This is a genomic window from Streptomyces griseorubiginosus (genome assembly GCF_036345115.1).
Lineage (GTDB): Bacteria > Actinomycetota > Actinomycetes > Streptomycetales > Streptomycetaceae > Streptomyces > Streptomyces griseorubiginosus_C.
In genome coordinates this window covers 8,000,372-8,018,342 of sequence record NZ_CP107766.1, presented here as the reverse complement: position 1 = coordinate 8,018,342, position 17,971 = coordinate 8,000,372, and the positions used below count along the sequence as shown (strand labels likewise).

16 protein-coding genes and 1 riboswitch are annotated in these 17,971 nt (G+C 71.5%); of the genes, 4 read left to right on the top strand and 12 right to left on the bottom strand.

Annotated features, from left to right (window positions below; all coding sequences use genetic code 11):
• The first annotated feature begins 42 nt into the window (after positions 1-42).
• Positions 43-663 (top strand): hypothetical protein, encoded by a 621-nt coding sequence (locus tag OHN19_RS36235; RefSeq protein ID WP_330269786.1) that lies wholly within the window; start codon positions 43-45, stop codon positions 661-663.
• A gap of 432 nt (positions 664-1,095) precedes the next feature.
• Positions 1,096-2,961, top strand: coding sequence for an AAA family ATPase (locus OHN19_RS36230; protein ID WP_330268232.1), 1,866 nt, complete (start codon positions 1,096-1,098; stop codon positions 2,959-2,961).
• A 92-nt stretch (positions 2,962-3,053) separates the two neighbouring features.
• Here OHN19_RS36230 and OHN19_RS36225 read toward each other — a convergent pair whose 3' ends face one another.
• The 10 genes from OHN19_RS36225 to OHN19_RS36180 form a co-directional block, all read right to left on the bottom strand.
• On the bottom strand, positions 3,054-4,130 hold the full coding sequence (locus OHN19_RS36225) for a hemolysin family protein (protein ID WP_123759464.1): 1,077 nt from the start codon (positions 4,128-4,130) through the stop codon (positions 3,054-3,056).
• The gene (locus OHN19_RS36220; RefSeq protein ID WP_330268231.1) at positions 4,127-5,461 is read right to left on the bottom strand and encodes a hemolysin family protein; all 1,335 of its coding nucleotides are present in this window, start codon (positions 5,459-5,461) and stop codon (positions 4,127-4,129) included. The genes OHN19_RS36225 and OHN19_RS36220 overlap by 4 nt, the downstream gene beginning before the upstream one ends.
• A gap of 179 nt (positions 5,462-5,640) precedes the next feature.
• Positions 5,641-6,099 carry a PH domain-containing protein gene (locus OHN19_RS36215; protein ID WP_330268230.1) on the bottom strand — a complete coding sequence of 153 codons (459 nt, stop codon included), beginning with the start codon at positions 6,097-6,099 and terminating at the stop codon, positions 5,641-5,643.
• A 14-nt stretch (positions 6,100-6,113) separates the two neighbouring features.
• On the bottom strand, positions 6,114-6,962 hold the full coding sequence (gene hisG, locus OHN19_RS36210) for an ATP phosphoribosyltransferase (RefSeq protein WP_330268229.1): 849 nt from the start codon (positions 6,960-6,962) through the stop codon (positions 6,114-6,116).
• A 44-nt stretch (positions 6,963-7,006) separates the two neighbouring features.
• Complete coding sequence (locus tag OHN19_RS36205) at positions 7,007-7,279, bottom strand: phosphoribosyl-ATP diphosphatase (protein ID WP_018534786.1); 273 nt, start codon at positions 7,277-7,279, stop codon at positions 7,007-7,009.
• Positions 7,280-7,313: 34 nt separating this feature from the next.
• Entirely contained in the window at positions 7,314-7,799 is a 486-nt protein-coding gene (gene ribH, locus OHN19_RS36200; protein ID WP_020117407.1) for a 6,7-dimethyl-8-ribityllumazine synthase, read from the bottom strand.
• Between the two features lie 24 nt (positions 7,800-7,823).
• Positions 7,824-9,113: a bifunctional 3,4-dihydroxy-2-butanone-4-phosphate synthase/GTP cyclohydrolase II gene (locus OHN19_RS36195; protein ID WP_330268228.1), complete on the bottom strand. Its 1,290-nt coding sequence runs from the start codon at positions 9,111-9,113 to the stop codon at positions 7,824-7,826.
• Entirely contained in the window at positions 9,110-9,751 is a 642-nt protein-coding gene (locus OHN19_RS36190) for a nicotinamide mononucleotide transporter family protein (RefSeq protein WP_330268227.1), read from the bottom strand. Before OHN19_RS36190 ends, OHN19_RS36195 begins: the two co-directional genes overlap by 4 nt.
• Positions 9,748-10,353, bottom strand: a complete 606-nt coding sequence (locus OHN19_RS36185; protein WP_330268226.1) for a riboflavin synthase — start codon at positions 10,351-10,353, stop codon at positions 9,748-9,750. Before OHN19_RS36185 ends, OHN19_RS36190 begins: the two co-directional genes overlap by 4 nt.
• 155 nt (positions 10,354-10,508) lie before the next feature.
• A riboswitch (FMN riboswitch) is annotated at positions 10,509-10,639 on the bottom strand.
• Between the two features lie 653 nt (positions 10,640-11,292).
• Positions 11,293-12,639: an ROK family transcriptional regulator gene (locus tag OHN19_RS36180; RefSeq protein ID WP_330268225.1), complete on the bottom strand. Its 1,347-nt coding sequence runs from the start codon at positions 12,637-12,639 to the stop codon at positions 11,293-11,295.
• Positions 12,640-12,764: 125 nt separating this feature from the next.
• Between OHN19_RS36180 and OHN19_RS36175 the strand changes: the two genes are divergently transcribed.
• Complete coding sequence (locus tag OHN19_RS36175) at positions 12,765-13,976, top strand: MFS transporter (RefSeq protein WP_330268224.1); 1,212 nt, start codon at positions 12,765-12,767, stop codon at positions 13,974-13,976.
• A 12-nt stretch (positions 13,977-13,988) separates the two neighbouring features.
• On the opposite strand, the gene OHN19_RS36170 is transcribed toward OHN19_RS36175, so the two are convergent.
• Positions 13,989-15,119 carry a glycoside hydrolase family 6 protein gene (locus OHN19_RS36170; RefSeq protein WP_330269785.1) on the bottom strand — a complete coding sequence of 377 codons (1,131 nt, stop codon included), beginning with the start codon at positions 15,117-15,119 and terminating at the stop codon, positions 13,989-13,991.
• 173 nt (positions 15,120-15,292) lie between these two features.
• Between OHN19_RS36170 and OHN19_RS36165 the strand changes: the two genes are divergently transcribed.
• Entirely contained in the window at positions 15,293-16,015 is a 723-nt protein-coding gene (locus OHN19_RS36165; protein ID WP_330268223.1) for a DUF5995 family protein, read from the top strand.
• 210 nt (positions 16,016-16,225) lie between these two features.
• On the opposite strand, the gene OHN19_RS36160 is transcribed toward OHN19_RS36165, so the two are convergent.
• A complete protein-coding gene (locus tag OHN19_RS36160) occupies positions 16,226-17,926 on the bottom strand; it encodes an NAD(P)/FAD-dependent oxidoreductase (protein ID WP_330268222.1) in 1,701 nt (566 codons plus the stop codon).
• Between the last annotated feature and the right edge of the window lie 45 nt (positions 17,927-17,971).

The following is a 17,971-nucleotide window of genomic DNA, read 5'->3' as shown; positions in this document are numbered from 1 at the left end:
GGGCCCGACCGCCCGTCCGTATGAGCATCTCCAGGAATTGCCATCCACCTCCTCGCCTCCCGGCTCCGCCGACTGCCCCCGTCCTGCGGCCCGGTCCGGCTGATCGGCGTCGACGGCCACGCCGGCTCCGGAAAGTCCACCTTCGCCGGGCAGTTGGCCGACGCCCTCGGCGGCGCTCCGGTGCTGCACCTCGACGACATCGCCAGCCACGAGGAGCTGTTCGAGTGGACCGGACGGCTGCTGCGCGAGGTGATCGACCCGCTCGGACGCGGCGAGACCGCCCACTACGCCCCCTACGACTGGCACACCCGGCGCTTCGGAGCGACCCGCGCCCTGCCGCCGGCGCCCGTGATCCTGCTGGAGGGGGTGGGCGCGGGCCGGCGCGCACTGCGGCCGCACCTCGCGATCCTGCTGTGGATGGACCTGCCCCGCGAGGAGTCCTGGGCGCGCGGGCGGTCCCGGGACGGGGTGGAGCAGCGGGAGTTCTGGGAGGGATGGGTCGTGGCGGAACGACGGCATTTCGCCGAAGACCCCTCGCGGCCCTTCGCCGATCTGCTGGTACGGCAGTGTCGGGAGCGCTACGAGACGCTTGATGGGCCTGCGGTGGCTGCTGGACCGGACCATGTCATCACGCACGGTGACGGTCCGACGTCGATGTGTTGAACCTGTGAAGACCCTCCGGTAAGAACTTGCCTCAGTCGCCCAACTCCGCTTGACCGAGGGGTCGTACAGGTCTTACGTTCTGAATGTGCGGCCGTTGGAGGTCGCCCGCAGTCGCGAAGCCCCCGGTTGTTCCCCCGTGATCGGGGGCTTCGTTCTGCCCTCACACAGAAATATCCACGCTGTGAGGCGCTATTCGCTCACCCTCGGTCACCGTCCGCGGTGCGCCCCATCTGCTCCCACCTCGCCAAACGGCCTGTGCGGCACCCTACGGCGGGCGACACCACCGCAGGTACGATGCCCTCGGTGCGACCTACGGACAACCGCTCTGCGCACCGTTGCAACTCCGGTCCGCGGCACAGCGGTTGGACGAAGGCGGCCACCGGGCGTCGGCCCGGTGGTGAAACCACGGGGGCACGGTTTGTGGGGGACGTGATGGATTTCGGCACGCAGGGCCCCGAGGCCCCGGCCGACCTCGCCTGGCTGCGAGGTGTGGACGCCTACACGATGGGCGCCTACCCCCAGGCGGAGGAGGAGTTCCGGGCCGCGGTGCGGATCGATCCCGGGATGGCCGACGGCTGGCTCGGACTGCACGCGCTGCGCGTCGACACGACGACCGCGCTGCTCCGGATGTTCCGGCACCGCGAGCGCTTCGGCGAGCAACGCGCCCGCCATCGCCGTACCCTCAACTCCTGGTACTGGCTGGGCTGGTGGGTGCAGCCGGTCCTGGAGAGCCCGCGTGACCTGCTGCTCGCGCACGCCTCGCACTGGCTGGACGGCCGGCACGTCCCGGAGCTGGACCGGGCCCTCGCGGGCCTGCCCCCGGTGGACACCGACCACCAGGTCCGCTTCCTGCACGCCTGCCGCGCCTACCTCGTCAAGGACTGGGAACAGCTGGTCCGGCACACCGACCCGCTGATCGACGACGCCATGCTCGGCATCGAGGCCGGTCTGTTCGGGGGCATGGCCCGGGTCCGCCTGGAGATGTTCGGCCAGGCCGAACCGCTGCTCTCGGCGGCCCTGATGCGCTGTCGCAGCGAGCAGCCGCAGCGCAAGGAACTGCGGTACTGGTTGGCCCGCGCCCACGAGGGCACGGGCCGTTCCGCCGCCGCGCTCCCCCTGTACCGGGCGGTGCACCGCGTCGACCCCGCCTTCATGGACACATCGGCCCGGCTCGCCGCGATCGCCGAGGGCGACGGGTACGACGACCCGGCCGACCTCGCGGCGATCACGCTCACCGGGTTCGGGCAGGACGTGCTGGAGGGCCCCGACGGGGTCGACCCGCTGTTCGGCGTCGAGGGGCGGGAGTTGAAGCTCTCCGAGCCGGAGCCGCCGCCGACCGGGTCGCTGCCGTCCATGACGGACCCGGCCGGACGGGAACGGTCCGGCAGCTCGACGGGGGCACTGCCGGCCGGCCCCACCGACCCCGTCTTACTGGAGGAGGCGCTCGCCGAACTCGAGCGCATGGTGGGCCTCGAACCGGTGAAGCGCCAAGTCAAGGCGCTGTCGGCCCAGTTGAACATGGCCCGTCTTCGGGCCGGGCAGGGGCTGCCGGTCCAGCCGCCCAAACGTCACTTCGTCTTCTCCGGCCCCTCCGGCACCGGCAAGACCACCGTGGCCCGCATCCTCGGCCGGGTCTTCTACGCCCTCGGGCTGCTCGGCGGCGACCACCTCGTGGAGGCACAGCGGGCTGACCTGGTCGGGGAGTACCTCGGCCAGACGGCGGTCAAGGCGAACGAACTGATCGACTCGGCGCTGGGCGGGGTCCTGTTCGTCGACGAGGCCTACTCGCTCTCCAACTCCGGTTACGGGAAGGGCGACGCGTACGGCGACGAGGCGCTCCAGGTGCTGCTGAAGCGGGCCGAGGACAACCGGGATCACCTGGTCGTGATCCTGGCTGGCTACCCGGAGGGCATGGACCGCCTGCTGGCCGCGAACCCCGGCCTGTCCTCGCGCTTCACGACCCGGGTCGACTTCCCCTCCTACCGACCCCTCGAACTCACCTCCATCGGCGAGGTGCTGGCCGCCGAGAACGGCGACGTCTGGGACGAGGAGGCACTGGACGAACTGCGCTCCATCGCCGGGCACGTGGTGGACCAGGGGTGGATCGACGAGCTGGGGAACGGGCGGTTCCTGCGGACGCTGTACGAGAAGAGCTGCGCGTACCGGGATCTTCGGTTGTCGACGTATCCGGGGGTGCTGAGCCGGGACGACTTGTCGACACTTCGGCTGGCGGATCTGATGCAGGCGTACGGGGAGGTTCTGTCGGGGCGGGGGCCGCAGGATCCGTCGGCGACGTGAGGGACAGAAACCGCGGCAGTGCGTTCCGGTGCGGCTGAGTGGGGGCTGGTCGCGCAGTTCCCCGCGCCCCTGGGTGGGTCCAGCCCCCTCCGCTATGACGCCAGTGCTTCCTCACTGCTCCGAGGTTCCGTGACCCGGACCTCCGGCAGCTCCCGGTGCGCCGGGTCCCGTACCTCGCCCACCAGCAGCTCCAGCACGTCCTCCAGGGCCACCAGGCCCAGCACCTTCCCGGACCCGTCCGCCACCTGCGCCAGGTGTGTCGCCGCTCGCCGCATCACCGTGAGCGCGTCGTCCAGGGGCAGGTCGGAGCGGAGTTTCGTCATCGGGCGCCAGATCTGCTGGGGTACCGCCCGCTGGGACTCCTCCAGATCGAGTACGTCCTTCACGTGCAGGTAGCCCATGAACGCGCCGTTCTCCGCGGCGATCGGGAAGCGGGAGTACCCGGTGCGGCCGGTGAGCTCGATGATCTGGCCCGGGGTCACCGAGGGGCGGACGGTCACCAGGGACTCGCGCTTGAGGAGGACGTCGGTGACCGGGCGGGAGCCCAGTTCCAGCGCGTCCTCCAGGCGCTCCTGTTCCTCCGGGTCCAGCAGGCCCGCCTGACCGGAGTCCTCCACCAGACGGTTGAGCTGCTCGCTGGTGAAGACCGCCTCGACCTCGTCCTTCGGCTCGACGCGGAAGAGCCGCAGGATGGCGGCGGCGCAGGCGCCGAGGGCGATGGTGATGGGGCGGCACAGTCGCGCGAAGGCCACCAGGCCCGGGCTGAGCCACAGCGCGACCTTCTCCGGGGCCGCCATCGCGAGGTTCTTCGGGACCATCTCGCCGATGACGAGGTGGAAGAAGACGACCGCGGCCAGGGCGATGACGTAGCCGAGCGGGTGGATCATGCCGTGTGGCAGGTGGATCCACTCGAACACCGGCTCCAGCAGGTGCGCGACCGTCGGTTCGGCGACCGCGCCGAGCGTCAGCGAGCACACCGTGATACCGAACTGGGCCGCCGCCATCATCTGCGGGAGCCGCTCGAGGCCGTACAGCACCTGGCGGGCCCGTGCGGTGCCGAGCGGTTCGATCTGGCTGCGGCGCACGGAGACCAGCGCGAACTCGGCGCCGACGAAGAAGCCGTTGGCGAGCACGAGCAGGGCTGCGAAGAGGAGTTGGAGCACGCTCATCGGGCGGCCTCCATGACGTTGACCGCGGGGACCGTGCGGACCAGGCGGACCCGCTCGGCGCGGTAGTGCCCGACCTGGCGCACGGTGAGCCGCCAGCCGGGCAGCTCGGCCCGGTCGCCGACGGCGGGGATACGGCCGAGCAGGTCGGCGACCAGCCCGGCGACGGTCTCGTACGGCCCCTCGGGCACGTCGAGGCCTATGCGCTGGAGGATGTCGACCCGGCAGCTGCCGTCGGCGTCCCAGGCGAGGCGGCCGTCCTCCGGCGGGGCGGCGGCGAGTTCGGGGACGTCCTGGCCGTCGTGCTCGTCGCGGACCTCGCCGACGATCTCCTCGACGATGTCCTCCAGGGTGACCACGCCGGCGGTGCCGCCGTACTCGTCGACGACGACGGCGATGGGCTGCTCGCTGCGCAGCTGGGCCAGCAGGGGCTGGACCGGGAGGGTCTCCGGGACCAGCAGCGCCGGGCGGGCGATCCGGCCCACGGGGGTGCGCAGCCGGTCCTGTGCGGGGACCGCGAGGGCGTCCTTGAGGTGGGCCATGCCGACGATCTCGTCGATCTTCTCGCGGTAGACCGGGAAGCGGGACAGCCCGGTGGCGCGGGTGAGGTTGACGACGTCCTCGGCGGTCGCGGAGGCCTGGAGCGAGCTGACCTTCACCCGTGGGGTCATGACGTGCTGCGCGGTGAGCTCGCCCAGCGACAGGGTGCGCACGAAGAGGTCCGCGGTGTCCTGTTCCAGGGTGCCGGCCTGCGCGGAGTGGCGGGCCAGGGAGACCAGTTCGCCGGGGGTGCGGGCGGAGGCCAGTTCGTCGGCGGGCTCGATGCCGAGCGCGCGGACGAGGCGGTTGGCGACCGCGTTCAGGGCGGCGATCACGGGCCGGAAGAGGCGGGCGAAGGCGTGCTGGGGTCCCGCGACGAAGCGGGCGACCTGCATCGGCTTGGACACCGCCCAGTTCTTGGGCACGAGCTCGCCGATCACCATCTGCACGGCCGAGGCCAGCAGCATGCCGACGACGACGGCCACGCCGGAGACCGCTCCCTCGGGGATGCCGACGGCCGTGAACGGGCCGTGCAGCAGTTCCGCGAGGGCCGGTTCGGCGAGCATGCCGACGACCAGGGAGGTGATGGTGATGCCGAGCTGGGTGCCGGAGAGCTGGAAGGACAGCTCCTTGAGCGACTCGGCGACCCGGCGGGCCCGCCGGTCGCCTTCCGCGGCGGCCTTCTCGGCGTCGGTGGCCTCCACGGTGACGAGGCCGAACTCGGCCGCCACGAAGAAGCCGTTGGCGAGAATCAGCAGGAACGCCGCTCCGAGGAGCAGCAGGGGGATGGTCATGCCGCCGCCTCGGTATGCCGGGAGGGGGCGGCGCAGGTACTACAGGACGATCCGTCCATCGCTGGAGGGAGTCACTCCTCGGGTAGCAGGAACAACGAGAGGCGGAGGCGCAATGAGAACGCCTCCGCCAACAGATTAATCAAGACAGGGCCGACTGCGGCAGGGTGGAAGCCCCTGAGTCAGCCCTGATCTTCGTCGGAACGGGCTGTGGACCGGGCCTCGGCGAGTGCCCTGAGGGCCTTCGCGTCGGCGATGGCCTGCTCTTTCGCGATGCCCGGCTGGATGCCGAGCGCGGGCAGGCTGGTGCCGTCGCTGAGGTTGAGGAACACCCACGGGTCGCCCGGGCGGAGGTTCACCTGGATGATCTCGGCCCACTCAAGACGCCGCCTGCTGGCGATGTTCTGGACGGTGACGCCGGACTCGTCGGCGACGACCTTCACCCTGGCCAGCAGGAACAGCACTCCGGCGAGCAGGGCCGCGGTGACGATGAAGCTCAGGCGCTCGCCGGGGCCGAGCTGCTCCAGGAGCAGCGCGATCACCGTGATCACCACGAAGATCGCGACTCCGGCGGTGAGCAGGACCACACGGGTGCGGCCCGGCCGGAACGTGACGGGGAGGGCGGGCGGTTCGGAGGACATGGCGGTACGGCCCCTCAGAGACGGCAGGCGTGGATGGCCGTCGTCAGGATGGCCCGCGCGCCGATGTCGTACAGGTCGTCCATGATCCGCTGCGCCTCCTTGGCCGGGACCATCGCGCGGACGGCGACCCAGCCCTCGTTGTGCAGCGGGGAGACGGTCGGGGACTCGAGGCCCGGGGTGAGCGCGACGGCCTTCTCGAGCTGCTCGACGCGGCAGTCGTAGTCCATCATCACGTAGGTCCGCGCCACCAGGACGCCCTGGAGGCGGCGCAGGAACTGCTGGACCTTGGGTTCCTCACCATCGGCACCGGTACGGCGGATGACGATCGCCTCGGACTTCATGATGGGCTCGCCGAAGACCTCCAGGCCCGCGTTGCGCAGGCTGGTGCCGGTCTCGACGACGTCCGCGATGACCTCGGCGACGCCGAGCTCGATGGCGGTCTCGACGGCGCCGTCGAGGTGGACGACGGCGGCGTCGACGCCGTTGTCGGCGAGGTGCCCGGCGACGATCCCCTCGTAGGAGGTGGCGACCGTCTTGCCCTTGAGGTCCTCGACGCCGTTCGCGGTGCCGGGCTTGGAGGCGAAGCGGAAGGTGGAGCGGGCGAAGCCGAGCGGGAGGATCTCCTCGGCGTCCGCGCCGGAGTCGATCAGCAGGTCCCGGCCGGTGATGCCGATGTCGAGCCGGCCGGAGGAGACGTAGATCGCGATGTCCCGGGGGCGGAGGTAGAAGAACTCCACGTCGTTGACCGGGTCGACGATCCGCAGTTCCTTGGACTCGCGGCGCTGCTGGTAGCCGGCCTCATGCAGCATCTCCCCCGCGGGGCCTGACAGGGAACCCTTGTTGGGGACGGCGATGCGCAGCATGAGGTCGGCTTCCTTTGCTTTCAGGGGTGGTTTCGGCGACTGGCTTACAGGTGGGCGTAGACGTCGTCGAGGGAGATCCCGCGCGCGACCATCATCACCTGGACGTGGTAGAGCAGCTGCGAGATCTCCTCGGCGGCCGCCTCCTTGCCCTCGTACTCGGCGGCCATCCACACCTCGGCGGCCTCTTCGACGACCTTCTTGCCGATCGCATGGACGCCCTTGCCGACCAGTTCTGCGGTGCGGGAAGTGGCGGGGTCGCCGGTGGCGGCCTTCTGCTGGAGCTCGGTGAAGAGCTCCTCGAACGTCTTGTTGGACATGGTGGCGCCCACTTTACGCGTAAGCCCGCACCACCTAGTGCCACGGTTCAGATACTGAGCGGAGGGTGGCCGCCGTGGCCACCGCGGCGGTCACCGCCTCGTGCCCCTTGTCCTCGTTGGAGCCCTCGATACCGGCCCGGTCCAGGGCCTGCTCCTCGGTGTCGCAGGTCAGCACGCCCATGCCGACGGGGACCCCGGTCTCCACCGAGACCTGAGTGAGGCCCTGGGTGACGCCCTGGCACACGTACTCGAAGTGCGGGGTGCCGCCGCGGATGACGACACCGAGGGCGACGATCGCGTCGTAGCCGCGGCCCGCGAGGACCTTGGCGACGACCGGGAGTTCCCAGCTGCCGGGGACCCGGAGCAGGGTGGGCTCGTCGATGCCCAGGTCGTGCAAGGCCCGCAGGGCGCCGTCGACCAGTCCGTCCATCACCTTCTCGTGCCACTGCGCCGCGATGACGGCGACCCTGAGGTCGCCCACGTTGCGTACGGACAGCTCCGGTGCACCCTTGCCGCTCACGTTCTCAGACTCTCCTAGAAGTGCTTACTGGTTGCTGCAGGTGGACACCGGGGCGGTGTCCAGCCAGGGCAGGTCGTGGCCCATCCGGTCCCGCTTGGTGCGCAGGTAGCGGAGGTTGTGCTCGCCCGCCTGTACGGGCATCGGCTCCCGCCCTGTGACCTTGAGGCCGTGGCGCAGGAGGGCGTCGGACTTGTCGGGATTGTTGGTCATCAGGCGCAGGCTGCGCACCCCGAGGTCCTCCAGGATCTGCGCGCCCGCGCCGTAGTCCCGGGCGTCGGCGGGCAGGCCGAGCTCCAGGTTGGCGTCGAGGGTGTCGTGGCCCTGTTCCTGGAGTTCGTACGCCCGCAGCTTGGACAGCAGGCCGATGCCGCGCCCCTCGTGGCCGCGCAGGTAGACCACCACTCCCCTGCCCTCTTCCTGGATGCGCTCCAGGGAGGCGTCGAGCTGGGGGCCGCAGTCGCAGCGCAGGGAACCGAAGATGTCGCCGGTCAGGCACTCGGAGTGGACGCGGACCAGAACGTCCTCGCCATCGCCGATCTCGCCGTGGACGAGGGCGACGTGCTCGACGCCGTCGACGGTGGAGCGGTAGCCGTACGCCGTGAACATGCCGTGGGCGGTGGGCAGCCGGGTCTCGGCCTCGCGGCGGACCGTGGGCTCGCTGGTGCGGCGGTAGGCGATCAGGTCCTCGATGGAGATGATCGTCAGGCCGTGCTTGCGGGCGAAGGGGATCAGCTCGGGGAGGCGGAGCATCCGGCCGTCCTCGCCCGCGATCTCGACGATCGCGCCGGCCGGGCGCAGTCCCGCGAGCCGGGCGAGGTCGACGGCGGCCTCGGTGTGGCCGTTGCGGGTGAGGACGCCTCCGTCCTTGGCGCGCAGCGGGAAGATGTGGCCGGGACGGACGAAGTCGGTGTGGTCGGCGTCGCCGCTCGCGAGCAGCCGGAGCGTGGTCGCGCGGTCGGCGGCCGAGATCCCGGTGGTCACACCGTGCGCGCCGGAGGCGTCCACGGAGACGGTGAACGCGGTCTTCATCGACTCGGTGTTGTCGTCGACCATCTGAGGCAGCTTCAGCCGGTCCAGTTCGTCGCCCTCCATGGGGGCGCAGATCAGGCCGCGGCACTCGCTCATCATGAAGGCGACGATCTCGGGGGTGATCTTCTCGGCGGCGACGACCAGATCGCCCTCGTTCTCGCGGTCCTCGTCGTCGACGACCACGATGGGGCGGCCGGCCGCGATGTCGGCGATGGCCTGCTCGACCGGGTCCAGCGCGAAGTCCTCGAACCCGTCGGTGCTGTACAGAATCGGTGCCGCGCTCATGCCGGGGCTCCTTCCAGAGCGGGCCGCGCGTTCCCACGGGAGCGCAGCCACCAGTCGCGCATGCCCCACAGGACGAGCGCGCCGTAGATGACGTAGACGAAGCCTGAGAAGGCGTAGCCGTTGGCGAAGTTCAGAGGGACGCCGACCAGGTCGACCAGGAGCCAGGCGAACCAGAACTCGACCATGCCGCGGGCCTGGGCGTACATGGCGACGACGGTGCCGACGAAGATGTACGCGTCCGGCCAGGGGTCCCAGGACAGGCTCGGGTAGGCCTTGAAGAGCAGGGCGACGGCGACGGTGCCGACGGCGGCGGCGCCGATCATCGAAGCGCGCTCGGCCCAGGTGGCGAACCGCGGCGCGATGTGACCGTCGCCGGACTGCCCCTTGTTGCGGTTCCACTGCCACCAGCCGTACAGCGCGACGACCATGACGACGGCCTGCTTGCCGGCGCTGCCGGTGAGGTGCCCGTAGAAGGCTCCGAAGAGGATGAGGCCGGAGGCGAACTGCACCGGCCAGCTCCACAGGTTGCGGCGCCAGCCGAGGGCGAGGGCTATGAGGCCGAGGATGTTGCCGATCATGTCCGACCAGAGGATGTGCTGACCGAACAGGGTGAAGGCCTCGGTGTTGAGGGAGTTCACTTCCCGGCCCCCTGACTGCTCGCGAGCAGGCGCTCGACGTACTTGGCGACGACGTCGACCTCGAGGTTGACCGGGGCGCCGGGCTGCTTGAGGCCGAGCGTGGTCAGGGCGAGGGTGGTGGGGATCAGGCTGACGGTGAAGTAGTCGGGGCCGGCCTCCACGACGGTGAGGCTGATGCCGTCGACCGTGATGGAGCCCTTCTCCACGACATAGCGGGAGAGGTCCGCGGGCAGCGAGATCTTGATGATCTCCCAGTTCTCGGAGGGCTTGCGCTCCAGGACCTCGCCGGTGCCGTCCACGTGACCCTGCACGATGTGCCCGCCGAGGCGCGCGCCTACGGCGGTGGGGCGCTCCAGGTTGACGCGGGAGCCGACGCCCAGGGCGCCGAGGCTGGAACGGTCGAGGGTCTCGGCCATGACGTCGGCGGTGAACTCGTCGCCCTCGTGGTCGACGACGGTGAGGCAGACGCCGTTGACGGCGATGGAGTCCCCGTGTTTCGCGCCCTCGGTCACGACGGGGCCGCGCAGTCGGAAGCGACACGCATCGCCGAGGTTCTCGACGGCGGTGATCTCGCCCAGCTCTTCGACGATTCCGGTGAACACTTCCCGGGTCCTCCCTGCCTCATTCGGGCACGGACTCCGGGGCTGTCGATGACGACAGAATGAACGAGCAGGGACACCGGGGGCGACGCCGGACGAGGCCTCACCCGCGAGGGTGAACCCTGATACGGCGGCGCGCATACAGGTATGCCCGCCCGCCGCGCACTGCCTCCCATCCGGACTTTAACCGTCGGTCCAGGAATTTCACCTGGTCAACCGGCCGCTGGAAGCGGTCGGGTCGCGGACTGTAACCGCCGGTTCGGACTTTCACCGACCCCGGAGTGCGCTGCTTCTGGTACGCAACCAGTCTGCCACGCCTGATCGGCGTCCATACGGGCGAAGCGTGTGCAGTGGCTCACAACCCGTGGCCGGAAACCTCTTGACCTAATGGTCTAGTCCTTTTTAGGGTCGCCGTGGCTGGACACCCGTAGAGACGGGCCCGGCGGCGGTGACGACGGCCCTTGCCCGCCGCCGGGTCTCCTTCGCCGGTATGAGCGGCCTCCGGCAGGGTGATCGGCATGACGACCCGCGATCGCCGAGTCCGCGGAGCAGCGGGACACCAGGTCGCGTCCGCCGCCAGCAGCTTCTCCAGTCCGGCGAGGTGGCCTTCGCGGGCCGCGGTGACGAAGGACGCCACCAGCTCCTCCTACCGCTCGGGCGCCGCCGCGAACCGCCCTCTCCCCCACTGCCTCAAGGGCGTGGGAGGTGCCCCAGGCCGGTGTCAGCCGCTCCAGCGCCAGCATCGCCATCGACACGGCGGGAGCGATGAGTGCGGCCACACCCGGTAGGGCCGGTCGCGCAAGCGAGCACCTCAATGGACCCGACCGCAACCGACGGGCCAGCCACGAAGGCAGGCGACCCGCGCGACCATCGCGGACACGGTGTACGCCGTGCACTCGGGCCCCCGACTTGCGCGGCCACCCCCGGTGGACCCAGCCCGCGCTAGCGCGGCGCGAACAGTTCGTCCTGCGCCCTGTCCCTCGCCGTGAGCAGCGCGCCCCTCAGCACCGCCTCGCCGCCCAGCGCGCTCGCCCGCACCTCCGTGGGCAGCGGTGACATGCGGCGGACCCGTCGCTCCACTCGCGCGGCGAGGTCGGCCCCGCCCGCCTGGCCCACCTCGCCGGCCAGCACCACGCACCCCGGGTCCAGGACGGCGACGACCGACGCGACGCCCACGGCGACCCGGTCGGCGAGAGCGTCCAGGAAGCGGGACTCACCATGCGCCACCGCCTCCCGCACCACACCCGCGGCGCCTTCCCCCCGCACCACCCCCGCGGCACGATCTCCCGGCACCACCCCCGCGGGACCGTCCCCCCGCACCACGCTCACGGCACGGTCCCCCGGCACCGCCCCCGCGACACCTTCCCCCCGCACCACCCCCGCCGCACGGTCCCCCGGCACCACCCCCGCGGCCCCCTCCCCCGGCACCGCAAGACCGCACTCCCCCGGCACCGCGAGACCGTACTCCCCCGCCAGCCGCACGACCCCCGCCGACCCCGCCAGCGAATGGAAACCCCCCTCGCAGTCCACCGCAGACGGCAGTCCCGCCGTCCCCGGCACCGGCAGGAACCCGATCTCGCCCGTCCCGCCCGAGGCGCCCCGCCGCAGGGTGCCGTCCAGGACCACCGCCGCGCCGGTGCCGTGGCCCAGCCACAGCAGCACGAAGGTGTCCCGGTCCCGGGCGATCCCGTCGCGCTGTTCCGCCAGCGCCGCGAGGTTGGTCTCGTTCTCCACGTGGATGCGGGTCCCGGGCAGCCGTTCGTGCAGCGCCAGAACCAGTCGGCGGTGCCATTCGGGCAGGCCGGTGGTGTCACGGAGTTCGCCGCTGGCCGGATCGATGAGACCGGGGGCGCCGATGCCGACGGTGTGGAGTTCGGTCACCCCCGCCTCCTTCGCCGCCCGCTCGACCAGCGCGACGGCCTGCTCGACCGCGGGGCCCGTCCCCGTGTCCCCGCCGATCGGCACCGACGCCTCGGCCAGCACCCGGCCCAGCAGGTCGGAGACGACGACGGAGACGCCCTCGGTACGGACGTCGAGGGCCGCCAGATGGGCCTGGTCGGCGACGATGCCGTACAGCTTGGCGTTGGGGCCGCGGCGCTGCTCCCCCGACTCCCCCACCACGTCGATCAGCCCGGCGGCGGCGAGGCGCTCGACGAGGTCGGCGACGGTCGGCCGGGACAGTCCGGTGAGCTGCTTCAACTGGCCTGCCGTCAGCGGGCCTTCCTGCTGGAGCAGCCGCAGGGCGAGCCGGTCGTTGATGGCCCGGGCGGTGCTCGGGGATGCGGGCATGCCGGGAATCCTCTCAGATCCACAGAGCCGGATATGCGCTATCTATCAGGCAGGGTTCCTGATAGTTTACGGCGGCCGGAAGCGGCAAGCAGGGGAAAGACAAGGTTCCGGGGAGGGGCCCGACAATGAGCGATGTGGTCCACACATCAGCAGAGGTACGGCGGGCCCGGTACGCGGTGGCCGCCGTGTTCGCCGTGCACGGGGCCGTGACCGGCTCGTTCGCGACGCGGGTGCCGTGGATCCAGGAGCACTCCTCGGTGAGCGCCGGTCAGCTGGGCCTGGCGCTCGCCTTCCCGGCGCTCGGCGCCTCCGTGGCGATGCCGCTGGCCGGTCGGGTCAGTCACCGCTTCGGCGCCCGGAACGCCCTGCGCGGCCTGATCTCCCTGTGGACGCTGGCCCTGGTCCTGCCCTCGCTCGCCCCGAACCTCCTGACGCTCTGCGTGGCCCTGTTCGTCTACGGCGCCACGGCCGGCATGGCGGACGTGGCGATGAACGCGCTCGGCGTCGAGGTCGAGAACCGCCTCGGCCGCTCGATCATGTCCGGGCTGCACGGCATGTGGAGCGCGGGCGCCCTGATCGGCTCGGCGGCCGGCACCCTCGCCGCACACCTGGGCTCGGACGCCCGGCTGCACCACGCGCTCGCGTCGGCCGCCCTCACCCTGCTCGGTCTGCTCGCCTGCCGCTGGGTGCTGGACCTCCAGCCCACCGAGGACGAGGAGCCGCCGCCCCGGTTCGCGCTGCCGCCGAAGTCGGCGCTGCTCATCGGCGCGGTCGGGTTCTGCGCGGTGTTCGCGGAGGGCGCGAGCCTGGACTGGTCGGCGGTGTACCTGCGCGACCAGCTGGAGACCTCGGCGGGGCTCGCCGCCGCCTGTACGACCGGTTTCACGCTCACGATGGCGCTGGCGCGGATCGCCGGGGACCGGCTCGTGGACCGGTTCGGATCGGTGCGGACGGTCCGGGCGAGCGGTGTCCTCGCGGTGCTCGGCGGGCTGCTCATCGTCGTCGCGGAGCAGCCGGCCGTGGCGATGGGCGGGTTCGCGCTGATGGGGCTCGGCATCGCGGTGGTCGTGCCGCTGTGCTTCGCCGCCGCGGGCCGCAGCGGGTCCAACCCCAGTCTGGCGATCGCCGGTGTCGCGACGATCACCTACACCTCGGGGCTGATCGCCCCGAGCGCGATCGGCACGCTGGCCCAGGCCACCAGCCTGATGGTGTCGTTCATCCTGGTGACGGTCCTGGCCTGCGGACTCGTGGCCTTCGCGGGGGTCCTGCGGGCCGGCGACCGGGACCGGCCGAAGGTCGGCGCCCCGGCGGCGACGGTTCCCGACCCGCGGCACTGAGACCGCTCGGCCTCAGGACGAGGCCAGGTCATAGGCGTACGACGCGCTGAACGTGCCCGGTGTGCCCTTGCAGCCGTCCGACTCCCCCGGGAGTTTCACCCACAGGTAGGCGTCGATCCCGGGTTCGCCGGTGTTCAGGGTCGGGGCCTGCCCGATCTTCCGGCCGGCCGGGTCGCACCACTCGCCCTCCGGCGGGGCGCCGTTGCCGTTGCGGCTGGTGTCGATGACGGCCCCGAGGCCCGGCGGTCCGCCCAGGGCGGCGAGGACCCGGCGGTCGTAGGCGATCTCGGCGGACGTGGTGTGGAAGTTGGAGACGTTGCTGAAGATCCCGTCGGAGGAGGCGGCCGAGGCGGCGCCCGCCTGCCTCAGCAGGGACGCCTGTCGCGCGGCCGGGTTCCAGCCGGAGTGACCGGCGTCGTAGTAGACGCGGGCCTTCGGGTTCGCGGCCTTCAGGACCCGGCCCGCGCGGGCCAGGGAGGCGAAGCGGCCGGCCCGCGCGGCGTCCGAGAGGCAGTCCGACTGGGCGATCGAGTCGGGCTCCAGGACGACGACCACCTCGCGGGAGCCGAGCCCCGCGGCGAACCGGTCGATCCAGGCGTCGTACGCGCCGAGATCCGGCGCCCCGCCCTGGGACGCGCCGCCGCAGTCACGGTCGGGGACCGCGTACGCCACGAGCACCGGGACCCGGCCCTGCGCGGCGCCGCCGGAGGTGACCGCGCGGACCCTGGAGGTGATGGTCGCCGGGGCGTAGTCGGCGAACCAGACCGCGGCCGGCCGGTCGGCGATACGGGACCGGATGACGTCGGCACGCCAGTCACCCGGGTTCTCCTGCACCCAGTCGAGCACCTGGGAGGCGGGGTGGCGGTAGAGGCGATGCGCGGCGGTGGCCCTGGGCTGGGTGGGGCTCGCCTTCTTGCTCGGGGACGACGGGGAGGCGCTCGCCTTGGTGGAGACGGACGCGGAGGCGGTGGGGGCGGCGGAAGGCGAACCCGGGGCCGACGGCGGGACCCGCACCCGGTCCGGGCTCGGCGAGCCGTCGGTCAGCGCCGGTCGCGCCGCATCCGAGGCGGCACGGTCGTCGAGCGCGGAGAGCGTCCCGGTCGCGGTGCCGACGGCGACGACCGCACAGGCCAGCGCGACCATGGCACCACGGCCCACGGCACGTCTGCGGGCGGCGCGGCGCGCGGCCAGTCGCTGGGCACGTAAGCCTGACACCCTGTCGCTCCCCCCCTCGCGCGGCGGGCGGCGTCCCCCGTTCTGGGGAAGCGTCGGGCCCGCCGGTACCCCGGCCAGCCTAGGACTGGGACCCTGCCGTTATGGCGCAATTGGAACAGTTCACCACTCCCGTCGACGCGGTCGTCTCCCGTATGCGCGCCCTGGACGAGGCCCTTCCGGAACGGGACGGCGTAGCGGTCTTCAACCGCGTCTACCTCGCCGTCACCGAGGCCGTCGACCGCTGCGTCGACGCGGGCGGGTTCGCGGACGCGCGGGCCGCGATCACGCTGGACGTGCGGTTCGCCGAGCGCTATCTGGCGGCGGTGGACGCGGCCGCCCGCGAACACCGTCCGCCGGCCTGCTGGCGGCCGCTGTTCCAGTTCCGCCGTCATCCCGGTGTACGACCCCTGCAGTTCGCGTTGGCGGGCATCAACGCGCACATCGGGCACGACCTCGCGCTGGCCGTGGTGGACACGTGTCGTAGCCTCGGCTGCGAACCCGCCGACGTGGAGGACGAGTTCGACCGCGTGGGCGACCTCCTCGTCTCGCTGGAGGAGCGCATCCGCGAGGAGCTGATGCCGGGCCCCGACGTCCTCCAGGTCGCCGACCCGCTCACCCATCTCCTCGGCTCCTGGAGCCTGGACCGCGCCCGCGATGCCACCTGGACCGCGGCCCGTGCCCTGTGGGCCTTGCGCGGACTGCCCGACGTGGCCGGCGAGTTCACCGAACGCCTGGACACGGCGGTGGGATTCGCGGGCCGCATGCTCCTGACCCCGCTGCCGGGCCTTACCCCTGGTCCGTGTAGCGATCGACGATCTCGATGAGGTTCGTCAGCGAGTCGGCTCTGGACCGCAGGCGCTCACGGTGCTCGGCCGGCACAGCGCCGACGCCGAGTCCGCCCCGCGCGCATCGCATCGACCGGCACCTGGATCGACAGACCGGCGGCCGGTGAGAAGCTCCCGATGCTCAGCACGGGCCCATTCTGCGAGTCTCGGGTGGCCCGAGAGTCAACCGTCCGGGTTCCTCTCCGGGACCTAGTCCTCCGGCAGCTCCACCGGCGCGATCTCGTCGTACAGGTCGCCCGGGCCGGGGTTGGTCGCGTCGGTCTCGCCGCCGAAGTGGTGCATGACGCCCCAGACCGCGTTCAGGGCGGTCTGGATCGCGCCCTCGGCCCAGCCCGCCGTCCAGGAGATGTCGTCGCCGGCGAGGAAGATGCCCCGCTTGTCCTCGGGCAGCCGGTCCTGCATGAAGTGGGTGAACAGGCGCCGCTGGTAGCGGTAGTGGCCGGGCAGGTTGGCCTTGAACGCGCCCATGAAGTAGGGCTCGTTCTCCCAGGAGACGGTGACCGGGTTGCCGATGACGTGGCTGCGGATGTCGACCTTCGGGTAGATCTCGCCGAGGGACTTCAGCATGACCTCCATCCGCTCGTTCGCGGACAGCGGCAGCCACTTCAGGCTGTCGTCGCACCAGGTGTAGGAGAGGCAGATGACGGCCGGCTTGTCGGGGCCGTCGTCGAGGAGGTAAGTCCCGCGCGTCATCCGGTCGGTGAGCGTCATCGACATGACGTCACGGCCCGTCTCCTCGTCCTTGTCCAGCCAGAACGGCCGGTCGACGGGCACGAACAGCTTGGAGCTCTCCATGTAGTGCGTGCGCTCGATCGCCGTCCAGTGGTCGATCGGGAAGAGCGAGTCGTCGCAGGCGATCTTGGACAGCAGCATCCAGGACTGCGCGGTGAAGATCGCCGCCCGGTACGTGCGGATGTCACCGTCCGCGTCCGTCACGGTGATCCGGTTGCCGGCGGTGCGGTGCAGCCGGGTGACGGCGGGCCGGGGCTCGCCGTTCGGGTGCAGGCTCGCCAGCGAGGTGCCGTACGGCCAGTGCACGATCTTCTCCGGCGCGCGCTCCCACAGCCGGAGCGGCAGCTGCTGCGAGCCGCCCACGATCCCGCGGTGGTGGTCGTCGGCCTCGGTGTAGACGACCCGCAGGATCTCCAGGATGGAGTTGGGGAAGTCGGTGTCCCAGCCGCCGGTGCCGAAGCCGACCTGGCCGAAGATCTCGCGGTGCCGGAAGGACTTGAACGCCTCGGAGTCGCAGAGGAAGCCGTAGAAGGTCTGGTTGTCGAGCTTCTCCACGAGCCGGGACCAGATCTCGCGGATGCGCGGCACGTCCCGCTCGCGCAGGGCGCGGTTCATGTCGGTGAAGTCGGCGCCCTCTTCGAGGCACTTGTTCCAGGCCGCGGCGACATCGCGGTAGACCTGCGGGAGGTCGTCGATCGTCTCGGCGTAGTGGGACTCGCCCTTGAGGTCGACGACCGTCGAAGGGGTGGCCTCCGCGAGGGGGTTGGGGAAGGGGCGGGTCTCCAGACCGACGAGGTCGATGTAGTGCTGGAGGGCCGTCGAGGAGGGCGGGAAGCGCATCGCGCCCATCTCCGCGGTGAGGCCCTCCGTGCCCTGGCCCTCGAAGCCCACGGTCCGCAGCCGGCCGCCGATCCGGTCGGCCTCGTACACGACCGGCTTGAGGCCCATCTTCATCAGCTCGTACGCGGCCACGATGCCGGAGAGACCGCCGCCGATCACCGCGACCTCGGTGCCGTGCTCGGTGGCCGGGATCTGCCCGAGGCCCGCCGGGTGGGCGAGGAAGTCGTCGTAGGCGTACGGGAAGTCCGGCCCGAACATGGTGATCGGCGGCTGCTGCTCGTCTGCGTGCTCGACGGCGTTGGGCACGGTGGACGTCATGGGGTGCGAACTCCTTGAAGCGGGCTTGGGGCAGGCGGGGGCCGG